At 72.8% G+C, this 16292-nt stretch carries 17 protein-coding genes and 1 pseudogene; 9 read left to right on the top strand and 9 right to left on the bottom strand.

Annotated elements, in window-relative coordinates; translation table 11 throughout:
- Nucleotides 1-116 precede the first annotated feature (116 nt).
- On the top strand, nucleotides 117-356 hold the full coding sequence (locus IG90_RS0116690) for a hypothetical protein (protein ID WP_030584392.1): 240 nt from the start codon (nucleotides 117-119) through the stop codon (nucleotides 354-356).
- A 13-nt stretch (nucleotides 357-369) separates the two neighbouring features.
- Here IG90_RS0116690 and IG90_RS0116685 read toward each other — a convergent pair whose 3' ends face one another.
- Nucleotides 370-1038 carry an HAD family hydrolase gene (locus tag IG90_RS0116685; RefSeq protein WP_030584390.1) on the bottom strand — a complete coding sequence of 223 codons (669 nt, stop codon included), beginning with the start codon at nucleotides 1036-1038 and terminating at the stop codon, nucleotides 370-372.
- Nucleotides 1039-1244: 206 nt separating this feature from the next.
- Here IG90_RS0116685 and IG90_RS0116680 point away from each other — a divergent pair.
- Nucleotides 1245-1547: pseudogene (locus IG90_RS0116680) on the top strand (iron-siderophore ABC transporter substrate-binding protein); the annotation flags it as partial.
- A gap of 97 nt (nucleotides 1548-1644) precedes the next feature.
- On the opposite strand, the gene IG90_RS0116675 reads toward IG90_RS0116680, so the two are convergent.
- Entirely contained in the window at nucleotides 1645-2886 is a 1242-nt protein-coding gene (locus tag IG90_RS0116675) for a hypothetical protein (protein ID WP_030584384.1), read from the bottom strand.
- A 54-nt stretch (nucleotides 2887-2940) separates the two neighbouring features.
- On the opposite strand from IG90_RS0116675, the gene IG90_RS0116670 reads away from it, so the two are divergent.
- Nucleotides 2941-5433 (top strand): helicase C-terminal domain-containing protein, encoded by a 2493-nt coding sequence (locus IG90_RS0116670; protein ID WP_030584380.1) that lies wholly within the window; start codon nucleotides 2941-2943, stop codon nucleotides 5431-5433.
- A 220-nt stretch (nucleotides 5434-5653) separates the two neighbouring features.
- Here the strand turns inward: IG90_RS0116670 and IG90_RS0116665 are convergent, their stop codons facing one another.
- The 4 genes from IG90_RS0116665 to IG90_RS0116650 all read right to left on the bottom strand — a co-directional run bounded on the left by IG90_RS0116665 (nucleotide 5654) and on the right by IG90_RS0116650 (nucleotide 7452).
- A complete protein-coding gene (locus IG90_RS0116665; protein WP_030584377.1) occupies nucleotides 5654-6730 on the bottom strand; it encodes a hypothetical protein in 1077 nt (358 codons plus the stop codon).
- 33 nt (nucleotides 6731-6763) lie between these two features.
- Nucleotides 6764-6916 (bottom strand): hypothetical protein, encoded by a 153-nt coding sequence (locus IG90_RS44315; RefSeq protein ID WP_157846315.1) that lies wholly within the window; start codon nucleotides 6914-6916, stop codon nucleotides 6764-6766.
- A 134-nt stretch (nucleotides 6917-7050) separates the two neighbouring features.
- Complete coding sequence (locus tag IG90_RS44310; protein ID WP_157846314.1) at nucleotides 7051-7197, bottom strand: hypothetical protein; 147 nt, start codon at nucleotides 7195-7197, stop codon at nucleotides 7051-7053.
- Nucleotides 7198-7200: 3 nt separating this feature from the next.
- Entirely contained in the window at nucleotides 7201-7452 is a 252-nt protein-coding gene (locus IG90_RS0116650) for a hypothetical protein (protein ID WP_033894290.1), read from the bottom strand.
- Between the two features lie 185 nt (nucleotides 7453-7637).
- Here IG90_RS0116650 and IG90_RS47095 point away from each other — a divergent pair, with 185 nt between their 5' ends.
- Entirely contained in the window at nucleotides 7638-7841 is a 204-nt protein-coding gene (locus IG90_RS47095) for a hypothetical protein (RefSeq protein ID WP_030584372.1), read from the top strand.
- A gap of 73 nt (nucleotides 7842-7914) precedes the next feature.
- Nucleotides 7915-8664 carry a YqjF family protein gene (locus IG90_RS0116640; protein WP_030584369.1) on the top strand — a complete coding sequence of 250 codons (750 nt, stop codon included), beginning with the start codon at nucleotides 7915-7917 and terminating at the stop codon, nucleotides 8662-8664.
- A gap of 62 nt (nucleotides 8665-8726) precedes the next feature.
- Here IG90_RS0116640 and IG90_RS45885 read toward each other — a convergent pair whose 3' ends face one another.
- A complete protein-coding gene (locus tag IG90_RS45885; RefSeq protein WP_078585278.1) occupies nucleotides 8727-9281 on the bottom strand; it encodes a hypothetical protein in 555 nt (184 codons plus the stop codon).
- 96 nt (nucleotides 9282-9377) lie between these two features.
- Between IG90_RS45885 and IG90_RS45880 the strand changes: the two genes are divergently transcribed.
- Both IG90_RS45880 and IG90_RS0116630 read left to right on the top strand, forming a co-directional pair.
- A complete protein-coding gene (locus IG90_RS45880) occupies nucleotides 9378-9776 on the top strand; it encodes a hypothetical protein (RefSeq protein ID WP_233435988.1) in 399 nt (132 codons plus the stop codon).
- 198 nt (nucleotides 9777-9974) lie between these two features.
- On the top strand, nucleotides 9975-11618 hold the full coding sequence (locus IG90_RS0116630) for a DNA repair helicase XPB (RefSeq protein WP_030584363.1): 1644 nt from the start codon (nucleotides 9975-9977) through the stop codon (nucleotides 11616-11618).
- 22 nt (nucleotides 11619-11640) lie between these two features.
- Here the strand turns inward: IG90_RS0116630 and IG90_RS0116625 are convergent, their stop codons facing one another.
- Nucleotides 11641-11832, bottom strand: coding sequence for a hypothetical protein (locus tag IG90_RS0116625; RefSeq protein WP_030584359.1), 192 nt, complete (start codon nucleotides 11830-11832; stop codon nucleotides 11641-11643).
- A 373-nt stretch (nucleotides 11833-12205) separates the two neighbouring features.
- Here IG90_RS0116625 and IG90_RS0116620 point away from each other — a divergent pair, with 373 nt between their 5' ends.
- Nucleotides 12206-14293, top strand: a complete 2088-nt coding sequence (locus tag IG90_RS0116620; protein ID WP_030584356.1) for a HelD family protein — start codon at nucleotides 12206-12208, stop codon at nucleotides 14291-14293.
- An 80-nt stretch (nucleotides 14294-14373) separates the two neighbouring features.
- Here IG90_RS0116620 and IG90_RS0116615 read toward each other — a convergent pair whose 3' ends face one another.
- Nucleotides 14374-15063: a copper homeostasis protein CutC gene (locus tag IG90_RS0116615; protein ID WP_030584353.1), complete on the bottom strand. Its 690-nt coding sequence runs from the start codon at nucleotides 15061-15063 to the stop codon at nucleotides 14374-14376.
- A 239-nt stretch (nucleotides 15064-15302) separates the two neighbouring features.
- Here IG90_RS0116615 and IG90_RS0116610 point away from each other — a divergent pair.
- A partial coding sequence (locus tag IG90_RS0116610) for a heavy metal translocating P-type ATPase (protein WP_030584350.1) occupies nucleotides 15303-16292 on the top strand: 990 nt, incomplete at its 3' end.

Raw genomic sequence — 16292 nt, 5'->3', positions numbered from 1 at the left:
TCCGGATAGCAGTACAGCGGGTCACCGTGACCCGCCCGGTCCCAGGCTAGTGGCCCTACGGCCGGTGACAAGACGTCGCCGGAGAGTTCCTCCGGGCTGGGAACTACCCTGGTCGCGTGAGTACTACTCCTTCAGGCGCAGGCGACCGGCTCGTTCAGGTCGGCGCGATCGTCTTTTTCGTCGGCGCGCTGGCCACACTGGTCACGGTCGCCCCACTGTTCCTGGGTACGGACCCGTTCCCTCCGGTCGCGTACGCCGTCTGCATGCTGATGGGCGTCGGGTTCCTGATCGCCGGGGCGGGCGTCGTCCGTTCGGCCTGGGTGAACTCGCCGAAACGGGCCGCGAACCGCGCCTGACGGCCGCTCCCGCCTACGCCGTACCCGTCGCCCGGTCCGCCTCGAAGGCCGCCAGCCAGACCGGGAAGCCCGTCAGGTCCTCCAGCACCACGCCCGCGCCCGCCGTCCGCAGCTCCGTCGCGTCGCACGGGCCTGTCGTCACCGCGACCGACAGCGCACCGGCCACCCGCGCCCCGCGCACGTCGCCGGTGTGGTCGCCGACGTACACCTGCGCACCGTGCTCGCGCAGGGCCTCGCCCTTGGCCTCCGCCCACAGCCCGCCGACCACCGTGTCCGGCTCGATCCCGAGGCGGGTCAGGTGCAGCTTCGCGTGCGCCGCGTACTTCGCCGTGACGACGATCGCCCGGCCGCCGAGCGCCCGCACCGCGGCCACCGACTCCCGTGCCCCGGCGAGGGCCGTGCTCGGGGCTATCGCGTGGCCGGGGTAGAGCTCCCGGTAGCGGGCGGCGGCGGCGGGCACCTCGTCGGCCGGGAACCAGTGCGCCAGCTCCGTCTCCAGCGGCGGGCCGAGGCGGCTGACCACCAGGTCCACGTCGATCGGCACGCCCTTCTCGGCGGACAGGACCCGGAAGGCCGCGGCGATGCCGGGGCGGGAGTCGACGAGCGTCATGTCGAGGTCGAAGCCGACCGTCAGGGGGTGGCGGCGCGGGTGCTGAACGGGGTGCTGGGCCGTGGTCGTCATGCCCGCCATTGTGCCGACCGGCCGGAGGAGGCCCCGGTGGCGGCCCCGAAGCCGCCGTCGGGTCCGAAATGCCGCCGCCTGGACTGAGGCGCGCACTTAGCCAAGCCTTATCGGGCCCGGCCCGGTGCCCGGCCTTCCCTCATGTTCCGTGTCCGTCCCGATGGGTTCACATGTCAGCGTCAGCGCCCGTGCGGGCCGCCGCGCCAATCCTGGCCGACGTGGGCCTGGGCCGCCCGGCCATCACGGACAAGGCCAAGGACGGCTTCTCCTACGACGTCAGCCCGGAGAAGATCGACCTCGCGGACGCGGACGTGGTCTTCCACTCGACGTACGGCGACCCGAAGAAGTCCAAGGAGACGGAGACCACCGGCAGCGGCCTGTGGAAGAACATGGACGCGGTGAGGAACGGCAAGGTCTTCGCGGTCGACGACCAGCTGTGGATCCAGGGCATCGGCTACACGGCGGCCGACAAGATCCTCGGCGAACTCCACAGGACCCTGCTGAAGTAGGACCCGGGAAAGCAGGCCCGGGGAGACAGGGCCCGGGGAAGCAGGGCCCGGGGAAGCAGGCCCGGGGAAGCAGGCCCGGGGAAGCAGGGCCCTGCCCTCACCCCGTACGCCTCCGCGCCCGCCACACCAGGTAGAGCGCGGAGGCGACGGCGGCGACGCGGACGACCACCGGCCAGGCCTCCAGCAGGACGTCCCGCATCGCACCCTCGCGGATCGGCTCGCCCCAGCGCCCCTCCATCCGCCCCCACACCCACACGAGGGCCCCGGCCGCCACCACGCCCGGCAGGCCGAGCGCCGCCCACTTCGCCTCCGTACGGGAGAGGGTGCGCGAGCTGTACGCGATCAGCCAGCCGCCCGCCAGCGGCAGCCAGGAGCCGGTGACCACGCCCGCGACGAGCAGGACGGCGGCCAGGAGCAGCAGCGGGTGCGCGAAGCCGCCGCGGGGGCCGGGGCCGGGGGCGACGGCTTCGGGCTCGGCGACCACTGCGGCCTTGCGGCGGCGGAGCTTCACGAGGCGCAGGGCTCGGCGGCGGCGGGCGGTCCCGGCGGCGTCCCCGGTGGCGGCCTCGCCCTCCTCGCCCTCCCCGTGCTCCCCTTCCTTCTCGTCCTTCTCGATGGGCCTGGGCCGCCTCCCGAGCAGTTCCGGGGCCTCGATGCCGCCGAAGAACCCGGGAATGGCGGTCCCCTCGTCGAAGGGGCCCGGCTCCAGGCGCCACCAGTCGGTCGCGTCGCCCGCGTCGCCCTGCTGGTCCTGGCCGAGCATGTGCGGGGCGGAGGGGTCGGGCCAGGCGTGGACCGGAACATCGTCGTCGGGGGCGGGTCCGGGGCGGGGTACGGCGGCAGGGTCGGCGGCGTCGGCGGTGTCCGTACGGCTCTGAGGTGCGTCCTCGGGACCGCGGCGCGACGCGCCCCGCCCGAAACCGGCTTTCGGCTTCCCGAGGGCCGTGCCCTCCCGGTCCCCGCCCGGCCGGGCCTCGGGCTCCTTCGGCTCCCTGGGCTCTTTGCGGAGGAGTCCGCTCCGGGGCCGGGGCAGGGATCGCCGCTGCTGCTCGCCGGTCCCCGCCCCGGTCCGGGCGGACGGCGGCGGGACCGTGCCGTCGGCCGACTCCGCGGCTGCGGCGACCAGTTCGTCCGGGCTGCCCAGCCTGCCGATGATGCGCCGCACGGTCGCCGGGGAGTCCGCGCCCGCCGTGCCGCGCTGCCGGTCGATCTCGCCCCGGAGCGTCGAAACCAGGCGCATCCGGGCGCCCGACGACAGCTGTTGCTGCTGGGCCAGGTCGCCGACCCGGCTCAGGTAGTCGTAGACGAGCTGGTCGCTCTCGATCCCCACGCGGTGCATCCCCTCTACCGGCCCTGCCCCGACGGTAGCGCTCCAGCGGCTACCGTGGGACGGATGGGGACGACCACACCACCGCGCACGCTCGCCGAAGCCCTGCGCGCCCGGGGCGACGAATCGCTGGCCGGGCTGCTGCGTGCCCGCCCCGACCTCCTCACCCCGGTGCCGAACGACATCACCCAGCTCGCCACCCGGGCCGGCACCCGGGCGTCCGTCGTCCGCGCGCTGGAGCACCTGGACCGGTTCGCGCTGCAGACCGCCGAGGCGCTGGCGGTGGCCCCGGACCCGGCCCCGTACGACACCCTGCTCTCCCTGCTCACCGGCGACGGGCTCGACGACGGCGAACAGCGCGACGACGCGGACGCGGCGATCACCGCCGCCCTGCCGGGTGCTCTGGCGACGCTGCGCGAACAGGCCATCGTCTGGGGCGGGGACGACCGGCTGCGGCTGGTGCGCACCGCCCGCGAACTGCTCGCCCCGTCCCCGCAGCACCCCTCCCCCACGGGCCTGGGCCCCACGGTCGCCGAGGCGACTGCGGGCATGTCGCCGGGCCGGATCCAGGAGATCCTGGCGGCGACCGGGCTGCCCGCCACGCACGACCCGGTCTCGGCCGTGGCGGCGCTCTCGGCCCTCTTCACGGACCGCACGCGGATGGCGGAGCTGCTGGACACCGCCCCCGTGGAGGCCCTGTCGGTCCTGGACCGCCTGGTGTGGGGCCCGCCGTACGGGGAGGTCACACCCAACCCCACTCCCCCCGTGAAGTGGCTGCGCGACCGGGGCCTGCTGCTGCCGGTCTCCACCCGCACGGTGGTCCTGCCGCGCGAGGCGGCCCTCCACCTGCGCGCCGGGCGCGCGCACCGCGTACCGGAACCGGTCCCCCCGGCCGTCGCGGCGGCCGCCGCACGCGATCCACAGGCTGTGGACGGAGCGGCGGCGGGCCAGGCGTTCACCGCGCTGTCCACGGTCGAGGAGCTGCTGAAGCTCTGGAACGGCGGCGGCCCCGCGATCCTGCGCGCGGGCGGGCTGAGCGTACGAGAGCTGAAACGCGCCGCGAACGCCCTGGACGTGTCGGAGACCGTCGCCGCCTTCTGGATCGAACTGGCCTACGGTGCGGGCCTGCTGGCCACCGACGGCGAGAGCGACGAACGGTACGCGCCGACGCCCGCGTCCGACGAGTGGCTCGACCTGTCCGCCGAGGACCGCTGGACGCACCTCGCCACCGCCTGGCTCGCCGCCACCCGGACCCCGGGCCTGATCGGCGGCCAGGACGCCAAGGGCCGGGCCCTGTCCGCGCTCGGCCCGGAGCTGGACCGCTCGGCCGCCCCCGACGTACGCCGCCGGGTCCTGGCCCTTTTCGCCGAACTCCCGCCGGGCACCGCCCCGGACGCCGAGACGCTGCTGCGACGGCTGCGCTGGGAGCGCCCGCTGCGCGGCGGAACGACCCCTGCGGCCACCGGTCCGGGCTCGGCCTCGACGGAGGGGACGGACCTCCGCTCCCGCCTCGCCCTGTGGACGCTCAACGAGGCGGAGCTGCTGGGCATCACGGGCCGGGGCGCGCTCTCCTCACAGGCCCGCGCCCTATTGGACGAGGGCCCGGCCGCGGCGGCAGCCCGCCTCGCACCGCTCATTCCCGAACCACTGGACCACGTCCTGCTCCAGGCCGACCTGACGGCGGTGGCGCCCGGCCCGCTGGAACGCCCGCTCGCGGAAACCCTCTCGGTCCTGGCCGACGTGGAGTCCAAGGGCGGGGCGACGGTGTACCGCTTCACGCCCGGTTCGGTGCGCCGCGCCCTGGACGCCGGGCAGGCGGCGGCCGACCTGCACGCGTTCCTGGCCGCGCACAGCCGTACGCCGGTGCCGCAGCCGCTGAGCTATCTGATCGACGACGTGGCCCGCCGCCACGGTCACCTGCGGATCGGTTCGGCGTCCGCGTACGTACGCTGCGACGACGAGGCGGTCCTCAACGAGATCCTGGCCGACCGCCGCTCGACGGGCCTCCGCCTCCGCCGCCTGGCCCCCACGGTCCTGGCCTCCCAGTCCGACCCCGGCTCCCTCCTCGAGGCCCTGCGCGACATGGGCTACGCACCCGCCGCCGAATCCGCCGAGGGCGACGTCCTGATCACCCGCGCCGGCGCCCGCCGCACCCCGCCCCGCACCCCTCCCGCCCCGGTCCCCGAGGGCCCGCCGGTCCCGGACGCCACGCTGCTCGGAGCCGCGGTACGGGCCATCCGCGCGGGCGACACGGCCGCCACGGTGGTCCGCAAGGAAACGTCCGAGGACGCGTCGTCCACCACCACTCCTTCCGGCTCCCTCCCCCGCACCACTCCCGCCGAGACCCTGGCCACGGTCCAGGCGGCCGCGATGACGGGCTCGGCCGTCTGGATCGGCTACGTCAACGCGGACGGCGCGGCCAGCCAGCGGGTGATCGCCCCGGTCCGCGTGGAGGGCGGCTTCGTCACGGCGTACGACCACACGGCCGACGAGGTCCGTACGTACCCGCTGCACCGGATCACGGGGGTGGCGGAGCTGGCGGACGAGGGGAAGGGGTAGGCGCGGGGCGCCCCGGCCTCACCTGTGTCGAGCTGCGTTCAGCAGAGCCACCGGCCGCTCCACATCCGTCCAGGGGCCCCGCCCGGCCCAGGGCCTCACCGTTGAGCTGCCGTCGTGCCGTGTTCGGTGTGCGGTCGTGTGTGGTGGAGCCCTCCAGTAGGAGGGCGTTTCCCGGCCTGTGAGTGACGTGGGAACGGCCTCGGGCGGCCATGGGGACCGGTCAGTCGGACGGGAGCTTCACGGAGGGGCAGCCGTGTTGCTTTCCGGTGGCGTCGAGGAAGGCCTGGAAAACGTCTCGGGGGGCCGAGTCCGACGGATCCGAGCGGTTCAACGGTTTCAGGTAGCGATGGTCCCAGCGCACGCCGAGGTAGAGCTCCTTGCCTCCGCACTTCAGGATGGCCCGGCTGTTTCCGTCCACCACACCCGTGCCGTCCGGCAGGTCCTCGAAACCGACGCTTTTCTTGAGACGTTCGTTGACGATGTTCGGGTCGAAGCTGGAACCGAACGACAACTGGGGTTCGTCCTGACCGCCGGACTGGTAGAGGTCGCAGGCCCAGGAGTCCGAGGGTGCTCCGCTGGTGCGCTGCACTTCGAGCTTGGCATCGCCCTTGGCCACGGCGCTGCCCGGCAGATGGAGTCCGGGGATCCCGCACATCGAATCGGCCGTGATCGCCTCCGGGCTCGTGGGCGGCTGCACCTTGGGGGTCTGCAACGGGGTGTCGTTGGTGCACCCGGCAGCGGCGGCGACCTTCTGCGCGGCGTCCACGAGCATGCTCGTGAGCTTCTGGGGATCCACGACTCCCCTTTTCAGTTCCACCTCGACGACCTGAGCGTTGTCGGGTACCGGGGCCAACTTCACGCCGCCGTCCAGAACCCCGCGGACCTTGTACCTGCACTTTTCGGGCAGCATGACCCAGCCGCGGCTCCCGGAGACGGCCCCGGTGACTTCCCCCGACAGGAAGGACCTGCTTGAGGAGTTGTCCCAGGTGTACGTGCTGAACGGGAAATCCGGTGGGTGGACGGCGGTGTTCATCACCATCTCCAGCTCCTCGGCCGCCGTGATCCTGCTGGTGCGGCTCACCGTGCAGCGGAACGACACGTCGTCGCTGATGCCTTCCGTCACGTCCGAGATACGGCCCCGGGTGTCGAGGAGCGACTCGGCCTGCTCGCCGGTCAGCTTTCCCGCGCACAGTTCCGTGGCGGCGAACACGTTCGTGTCCCACCACAGGAACAGCCCGGCGAGGACCGACAGGCCCGTGCCGCTCGCGACGGCGGCGATCGCCTTCTTGTTCTTCATGCCTTGATCCTGCTTCCAGGCCGGATTCCTGTTCTAGACCTTCGGCTTGAGCGCGTCGATGGTGATGCCGCGGCCAGCGGCATAGCTCTGCTGGGCCTCGCTCTTGGCGACCTCCGTCACGGCATTGGACGCTGCGCCCGGCTGCTCCTGGTGCCAGTTGTCGAAGAAGGCATCGAGTGCGTCCATGGCTACGGCGTTTCGTGTCGACCGGTCTTCCCGCGCCACCATTCCGTTCTCACTCGTGACCGCGGTGAGCCACTGGTTGGCACCGATGTCGACCGAGCGCTGCGCGATATCGCCGATGATGGGGATCCCGGTGATCAGACCGCCTCCGACGTGGTAGCCGTGGCGGCCGCGTAGGCCGACTCCGCCTTCTTGAATTCGGCGGCCATGTCGTCCCAGGCCTTGGCAGCAGCGGTGAGCTTGCCGTAGCTGGTCGTCATGATCTTCTTGTACGTGAGCCCCATGTCCTACTGCCCCTGCCCGAAGGCGGTGATCGCGACGGCCGTCTCCTCGTCGCTCTTCTTTCCCGCGTTCTCGGTCTGGGTCCTGACCTCGCCGGCCAGCTTGCCGGAAGCCGCCCTCTTCTGCGTCGAGTCCGTACCGAAGTCAGACCCGCCGCCCCCGCCGCCTGCCGGGGACAGTTGGTTCAGGCGCATGCGGTCGTCTTGACGTGCGGCCGCCTCGCCGCGCAGTTGGGCCCATTCCTCATCGAATCCCATCGTTGCTGCCCCCGTGGTATGCATCGAGACGGTGTCACCTTGGACACCAGTTCTATCAGGGCATCGAGGTGCGGTTCACAGCCCCTGCGGCCAGTGCCTGAGAGCACAACGGCTCCCGAGACGTGGCGAGCGAGAACGGTGCCAGGCCGGCCGCCGGTCCAGGTGAGAGCGCGCGGAGCAGGTGGATGTCATCGGTTGTCATCGGTCCCCGTTCGACCACTGAGGACGGCCTCGCCACGCATGTGGATGGTGGACAGGCGCGGCCGGCCGTCTCCGGGGAGAGCACAGAGGTGCGGTTCGTCGCGCCGGCCGAACTGGAGGCGCTGCCCTCGCACCACACCCAGCCCTCCGCCTGCGCCACCTCACCGAGGGCCGTGACCGGCCTTTGAGGGCTGAGGCTCGAACTCGCGAGCACTTCATCGTTCCGGCCCAGCCCTCGTACCCGTCTGCGATGCTGCGGACATGTCCATCGCCCGTCGCGCCCCCGAACCCGTGTCGCCCGCGCCGCCCCCCGCGCCGATGCCTCCGCTGCTCACGCAGTCCTGGCTGGATCTGGCGTTCCTGCACTGGGCCGTCGATCCGGCGGACGTGGCACCGCTGTTGCCGCGCGGCACCGTGCCGGACACCTTCGACGGGGCGACCTACGTGGGGCTCGTGGCGTTCCGGATGCAGCGGGTGAGCGGGCTCGGGCTGCCGGGGATTCCTTACCTGGGTACGTTCCCCGAGACCAACGTCCGGCTGTACTCGGTGGACGAACGCGGTCGGCGCGGCGTCGTCTTCCGGTCCCTCGACGCCTCGCGCCTGATTCCGGTCGTCGTGGCGCGGGCCGCGTTCCGGCTGCCGTACGTGTGGTCCCGGATGGACATCGGGCGCTCCGGCGACACCCTCACGTACACGAGCACCCGACGGTGGCCCGGTCCACGCGGTGCGCGGAGCAGGATCGTGCTGCGCACGGGGGACGTGATCGACGAACCCACACCCCTGGAGCACTTCCTGACCGCCCGCTGGGCCCTGCACAGCTCGTTCTTCGGGCGGACCGCCTATCTGCCCAACGTCCATCCCCGGTGGCCCCTGCACCGGGCGGAGCTGGTCGAGTGCGACGAGGACCTGGTGGCCTCCGGTGGGCTGCCCGCGCCGGTCGGGGATCCGGTGAGCGTGCTCTACTCGCCGGGCGTACCGGTGCGCTTCGGGCCGCAGCGGCGCGGGACCTGAGGGTTGGGCGGCCCCAGGTCCCGGATCTGGACCCGGACCCGGACCCGGACCCGGCGCGATCGTCAGGCGGGATCCATGTCCGAGAACCGCTCGAAGGTGTCCGTCCCCGTGGCGCCCTTCTTCCAGGTGACGGTCAACGTGTCGCCGTTCTGCCGCAGGTTGCCGACCCGGTCCTTGCTCTTGACCCGGACGCCGTCCTCCTCGCACAGCAGAGCCATCTCCAGGAAGTCGCCGCTCTCGTCCTCCTGCCAGCGGCCCTTGCACTCCAACCCGTCGCGGATGCTGAAGATCGCGTTGATCCTCGTGGGCTCGTCGGTGTATGCCTCGCCGAGCCCGAGCATCGTGGAGTCCGGCATCTTCCACACCGCCTGGAGACCGGTACCGGTGGGCTGGGGTACGAACGGGTTGTCCGAGCGTGCGGGCGGCGAGGCGGACGGTTCACCGGCCGGGTCCGTCGTCGGATCCGTCACCTCCGGGCTCTCCCCGGTGCTCCCGTCGGCCCCGGAGGCGCTCGGGGTCCCCACGTTCGTCGGTGACTTGGCGTCGTCGCTGCCGCTGTCGCTCCCCCGGCCCACGGCGAACCAGACCCCGCCGCCGATCACCGCCACGGCCAGCACAGCGGCGACCGCGACGAGCGCCGTCCTCTTCCGCGGCGCGGGCGGACCCGGCTGCGGCGGCGGAAAACCCCCGGCCCCGGGGGTCCCGTACGGGCCGTGGGGCGGTTGACCGCTCCCGTACGCCTGTCCGCTCCCGTACGGATCGTGTTGCGCCTGGCCGCTCCCGTACGGATCGTGTTGCGCCTGGCCGCTCCCGTACGGGTCGTGGGGCGCCTGGCCGCTCCCGTACGGCGTGGGCTGCGCGCCGTATCCGTACCCTTGCGGGGGCGCGTCCTGGACCGGCTGCGCGTACGGGTTCCCGGCGACCGGCTGCTGTCCGCTTCCGGGACCCGGCTGCTGTCCGCTTCCGGGGCCGGGCTGCGGCTGTCCGGGCTGCGGCGGGCCGTACCCCGGCTGCGGGGGCAGCGGCGGAGGCGGTGGTGCGTCGAAGGGCTGCGGCGGCTGGGCCCCCGATGGCGTCGGCGGCTGCTCGTCGTACGGCTGGGACACGCGTGACCTCCCCCGTACCGGCACCCTGCCGGCACGCCACCTCTTTGTACCAGCCACCGGTCCACCGCCCCTGGCCACATCCGGCCTCCCTGCCACCCTCCGGTTCCGGCCTCCATACACGCCCACCCCGCCCCGCCCCCCGATGCGGCACACTGGACGTTTGGCCGCATCCGTGGCCGCACCCCGCAGAAAGGGCCGAAGCGCGTGACCGGACCCCTCATCGTCCAGAGCGACAAGACGCTGCTCCTCGAAGTCGACCACGACCTGGCGGACGCCTGCCGTCGTGCCATCGCACCGTTCGCGGAGCTGGAGCGTGCGCCCGAGCACATCCACACGTACCGGGTCACCCCGCTCGGGCTGTGGAACGCCCGCGCCGCCGGGCACGACGCCGAGCAGGTCGTCGACGCCCTGGTCGAGTACTCCCGCTACCCCGTGCCGCACGCGCTCCTGGTCGACATCGCCGAGACGATGGCGCGGTACGGGCGGCTCACCCTGTCCAAGCACCCCGTGCACGGGCTCGTGCTCACCAGCACCGACCGGCCCGTGCTGGAGGAGATCCTCCGGTCGAAGAAGGTGCAGCCGCTGGTCGGGGCGCGGATCGACCCGGACACCGTGGCCGTGCACCCCTCCGAGCGCGGGCAGGTCAAGCAGACCCTGCTCAAGCTGGGGTGGCCCGCCGAAGACCTCGCGGGGTACGTCGACGGCGAGGCCCACCCGATCGAGCTGGCCGAGGACGGCTGGGCGCTGCGGCCGTACCAGAAGCAGGCCGTCGAGGGGTTCTGGCACGGCGGGTCCGGCGTCGTCGTACTGCCTTGCGGGGCGGGGAAGACCCTCGTCGGGGCCGGTGCCATGGCCGAGGCCAAGGCGACCACCCTGATCCTCGTCACCAACACCGTCTCCGCCCGGCAGTGGAAGCACGAGCTGGTGAAGCGGACCTCGCTGACCGAGGAGGAGATCGGCGAGTACAGCGGGACGAAGAAGGAGATCCGGCCGGTCACCATCGCCACCTACCAGGTGCTGACCACCCGGCGGAAGGGCGTGTACCCGCACCTGGAGCTCTTCGACTCCCGTGACTGGGGGCTCGTCGTCTACGACGAGGTCCACCTGCTGCCCGCGCCCGTCTTCAAGTTCACCGCCGACCTCCAGGCCCGGCGGCGGCTCGGTCTCACCGCGACGCTGGTGCGGGAGGACGGGCGGGAGTCCGACGTCTTCTCGCTCATCGGGCCCAAGCGGTTCGACGCCCCGTGGAAGGAGATCGAGGCGCAGGGCTACATCGCGCCCGCCGACTGCGTCGAGGTCCGGGTCAACCTCACCGACGCCGAGCGGCTCGCGTACGCGACCGCCGAGGCGGAGGAGAAGTACCGGTTCTGCGCCACCACCGCGACCAAGCGGAAGGTGACCGAGGCGCTGGTGCGCAAGCACCAGGGCGAGCAGACCCTCGTCATCGGCCAGTACATCGACCAGCTCGACGAGCTCGGTGAGCACCTGGACGCCCCCGTGATCAAGGGCGAGACCAGCAACGCCCAGCGCGAGAAGCTCTTCGAGGCGTTCCGCCAGGGCGAGATCAGCGTCCTGGTCGTCTCCAAGGTCGCCAACTTCTCCATCGACCTGCCCGAGGCGACCGTCGCCATCCAGGTCTCCGGGACCTTCGGGTCACGTCAGGAGGAGGCCCAGCGGCTGGGCCGCGTCCTGCGGCCGAAGGCCGACGGGCACGAGGCCCGGTTCTACTCGGTCGTCGCCCGCGACACCATCGACCAGGACTTCGCGGCGCACCGCCAGCGGTTCCTGGCCGAGCAGGGGTACGCGTACCGCATCGTCGACGCGGACGAGCTGCTCGCCGGCAACTGACGTCTCCGGAAGGGGCGGGCGTTCAGCTGCGCCGGCCGACGACGCCCGCCTCTTCCGCGTACTCCCCCAGGACGACGACGCCGAACGCCGTGGTCACGAACACCTTCACGGCGCGTACCGCGTCGCCGACGCGGTGGGGTCGGTGGTGACCGGTGGCCGCGGTCGCGCCGTGCGCGGGGCCGGTCCTGCGTGGGTTCAGGGTGGCTGTGCTCATGTGTCCATGGTGCTCCCGTCACCCGTTCGGGCGCGTCGGTCCGCAGACGGAACCCGGTGAGCGGGCGAGTAACCCTGCGGTGCCATGCCCGGTTCCCGCATCCCCTACGGGTACCCCTTGCATCACCGGCTCCGGCGGAGCCCGTATTCCGTTTCGACCGTGCCGCCCGCTGTGGCTACAATCGCCGGTCTGCCCGCCTCCCGCACCGTGGTACCGGCCTTTCGCTGCCGGCAGCCGGGGGAGCGCCGCCGACCGGACGGAAACCGGTCGACACCCACGCGAACCAACCTTCCGAGCGGACCGCCCCGCCCCGGCTCCGGCCGGCATCGGCGTGCGGTCCGCCGTCCTGCGTTGAAGAGCCGGAGGCAACACCGTGCCCGCGCACGTAGCAGAGAGCGATTCCACCCTCGACCCCCTGGCGCGCGAGCGTGCCCATCTCGCCGCGTCCCGCGCCGCCCTCCGCGGCATGCGTGAGGACGTCCAGGCCCTCGACATCCGCGATGTCACCGCGAACTGGGTCAACGCCGCCGTGCTCCAGGCCCAGATCGACGACCGCATCAAGGCGCTCGCCGACCTCTCCCACACCCCGCTGTTCTTCGGCCGCCTCGACTATCTGCACGCCGTCGGCGGCGAGCTGGCCGAGGGCGCGGCGGGCGAGCGGTTCTACATCGGGCGCCGGCACGTCCACGACGCCGCCGGGGACCCCATGGTCATCGACTGGCGTGCGCCGGTCTCCCAGCCGTACTACCAGGCGTCCCGGAAGAACCCCCAGGACGTCGGGCTCCGCCGCCGCTTCGGCTACACGAGCGGCGAACTGACCGCGTACGAGGACGAGCACCTCACCGACCCGGGCGCGGACGGCCCCGAGGCCGAGCAGACCAGCCGGCTGCTCCAGGCGGAGATCGAGCGGCCGCGCGTCGGCCCGATGCGCGACATCGTCGCCACCATCCAGCCGGAGCAGGACGAGATCGTACGGAGCGGCCTCGGCGGGACCGTCTGCGTGCAGGGCGGGCCCGGCACCGGAAAGACCGCCGTCGGCCTGCACCGCGTCGCGTATCTCCTGTACGCGCACCGCGAGCGGCTCGCCCGCACCGGAACCCTCGTCATCGGGCCGAACCGTTCCTTCCTGCAGTACATCGAGCAGGTCCTCCCCGCCCTCGGCGAGCTGGAGGTGAAGCAGGCCACCGTCGACGACCTGGTGCGCAGCGGCGTCGAGGTCCGGGGCGAGGACGAGGCGGCCACCGCCGTCGTCAAGGGCGACGCCCGCATGGCCGAGGTGCTGCGGCGGGCCATCCGCTCCCATGTGACCGCCCCCACCGAGTCCGTCGTCGTGGTGCGCGGGTCCCGGCGCTGGCGGGTGCCCGCGTACGAGATCCAGGAGATGGTCGACGAGCTGCTGGCCCGCGACATGCGGTACGGGGCCGCGCACGAGGCGCTGCCGCGGCGGATCGCGCACGCCGTCCTCGTACGGATGGAGGAGGCCGGGGAGGCGCCCGACGACCGGGTGCAGAACGCGGTCGCCCGCAACCCTGCCGTGAAGGCCGCCGTCAAGGCGATCTGGCCCGCCGTGGACCCGGCGAAGCTGGTGCTGCGGCTGCTCTCCGACGCGGAGTTCCTGGCCGCGCACGCGGAGGGCCTGCTGAGCGAGGACGAGCGGAAGCGGCTCCTGTGGGCGAAGCCCGCCCGCAGTGTGAGGTCCGCGAAGTGGTCGGCGGCGGACGCCGTGCTGATCGACGAGGCGAGTGACCTGATCGCCCGTACGCACTCGCTCGGCCATGTCGTGCTCGACGAGGCGCAGGACCTCTCCCCCATGCAGTACCGGGCGGTGGGGCGGCGGTGCTCGACCGGTTCGGCCACCGTCCTCGGGGACCTCGCGCAGGGGACGACCCCGTGGTCCACGGAGAGCTGGAGCGAGGCCCTGTTCCACCTGGGCAAGGCGGACGCGGTGGTGGAGGAGCTGACGGCCGGCTTCCGTGTGCCGCGCGAGGTCATCGCGTACGCCTCCCGGCTGCTGCCCGCGATCTCGCCGGGGCTCGCGGCGGTGGAGTCGGTGCGTGAGTCGCCCGGCTCGCTGGTCGTACGGGAGGTGCCCGCCACGGAGGTGCTGGATTCCGCCGTCGTCTCCGCCTGCGAGGAGTCGTTGCGCCACGAGGGGTCGATCGGGCTGATCGCCGCCGACGCCCGGATCCCGGCGCTGGGCGCGGCACTGACGGCGGCGGGCCACGCGTACCTCTCCCCCGGTGAGGAGACGACCGCCGCGTCCCGGCTGACGCTGGTGCCGGCGTCGCTCGCCAAGGGCCTGGAGTACGACTACGTGGTGCTCGACGAACCGGCGGCCGTGGTCGACGGCGAGCCGGACGAGCGGACCGGGCTGCGGCGGCTGTACGTGGCGCTGACCCGTGCGGTGTCGGGGCTGACCGTGGTGCACGCGGCGCCGTTGCCGGAGGCGCTGGAGCGGTAAGGGCGTGCGGTGGGGCGGGAACCTCGGTGGCTCCCGCCCCTCCCTCGGCTCCGGCTCCCGGAGCCCGCCCGCCGTCGGTGTCAGGCGTCCAGCGCCTCGCGCCACTCCCGTACGGCTGCCGCGTCCACCGGGGCCGACCAGCCCCGGGGCCGGGCCGCACCGCCGATGTGGAACGCGTCGATCCCCGCGGCCAGCAGCCGGGGCAGGTGGTGCAGGTGGAGGCCGCCGCCGACCAGGACCTGCGCCACGTATCCCGGCTCGCCGGTGCGCGCCGCCTCGGCCAGGAGCGTCGGGATGCCGGCGTCCACCCCGTCCGGCGAACCCGCCGTGAGGAACGTGTCGAGACCGGGCAGGTCGGCGAGCTGCTTGCGCACGGCGTCGCGGTCGGCGGCCCGGTCGATCGCCCGGTGGAACGTCCACCGGCAGCCGTCCAGCTCGGCGACGAGCCGCTCGACGGCGACGAGGTCGGCGTGGCCCTCCTCGTCGAGGAAACCGAGCACGAACTCCTCGGCCCCCGCCTCCCGCATCTCGTGGGCCTTGCCGACGAGTACATCGACGTCACCGACGGCGAAGCCGTCCGCCACCCTGAGCATCACGCGCAGCGGGATGTCCACGGCGGACCTGATCGCCGCGAAGGTCTCCCGCGACGGGGTCAGACCGTCGGCGGCCATGTCGGTGACCAGTTCGAGGCGGTCTGCACCACCGGCCTGGGCGGCGACCGCGTCCTCCGCGTCGAGAGCGATCACCTCCAGGACTGCACGGTTGCTCATGGGTCCCCATTCCTCCGATACACAGCTATAGGTCTAGTCCAATGGTCAGCCTACGGGTCGGTAGACGGACAGCGCAGCCCTCCATCTCAACCCACAGACGCGGCGACGCGCGACCCGGCCCCGCAGACGAGTGGCGCGCCCCTTCGGCCACACCTTGCACTTCATAGGGGAGGGGGGTATACATGGGGAGAGAAACAGATACCCCCTAGGGGTATCCGGACGGCTTCAGGGAGGACCCCGTGTCCGTGCATTCCGCCACCACCGCCACCACCGCCGCCGGCTCCGACGCCGGCACCGCCGCGGTCGAGCTCGCGATCGGCGGGATGACCTGCGCCTCGTGCGCGGCCCGGATCGAGAAGAAGCTCAACCGGATGGACGGCGTCGAGGCCACCGTGAACTACGCCACCGAGAAGGCGAAGGTCACCTACCAGGGCGCCGACGTGTCCGTCGACGACCTGATCGCGACCGTCGAGGCCACCGGGTACACCGCCCGGCCGCCCGCTCCACCCGCCTCCACCGCATCCCCCGGGGGCAACGGTACGGGCACGGCGGGCGCGGCCGGCCCCGAGGCGGGGAGCGTGGAGAGCGCGGACGACGGGCTCACCACCCTGCGCCAGCGCCTGGTCACCGCCGTCCTCCTCGCCGTCCCGGTGATCGCGATGGCGATGGTGCCGGCGCTCCAGTTCGACTACTGGCAGTGGCTCTCCCTGACGCTGGCCGCACCGGTCGTCACCTACGCCGCCTGGCCGTTCCACCGTGCCGCCTGGACCAACGCGAAGCACGGCGCGGCGACGATGGACACGCTGATCTCCGTCGGCACGTCGGCGGCGTTCCTGTGGTCGTTGTGGGCGCTGTTCTTCGGGACCGCGGGCATGGTCGGGATGACGCACCCCTTCGAGCTGACCATCGCCCGCAGCGACGGCGCCGCGAACATCTACCTGGAGGCAGCGGCCGGGGTGACGGCGTTCATCCTCGCCGGGCGCTACTTCGAGGCCCGTTCGAAGCGGAAGGCCGGGGCGGCGCTGAAGGCGCTGATGGAGCTGGGGGCGAAGGAGGTCACGGTCCTGCGCGACGGCGTCGAGACGACGATCCCGACCGCGGCGTTGCAGGTCGGGGACCGTTTCCTGGTCCGTCCCGGGGAGAAGATCGCGACGGACGGGACGGTGGTCGAGGGCTCGTCCGCCGTGGACGCCTCGATGCTGACGGGCGAGTCCGTCCCCGTCGAGGTC

This window comes from Streptomyces anulatus (assembly GCF_000721175.1).
GTDB lineage: Bacteria > Actinomycetota > Actinomycetes > Streptomycetales > Streptomycetaceae > Streptomyces > Streptomyces anulatus_C.
Note: the sequence above shows the minus strand (reverse complement) of the source record. Positions and strands in the feature narration are given on the sequence as shown.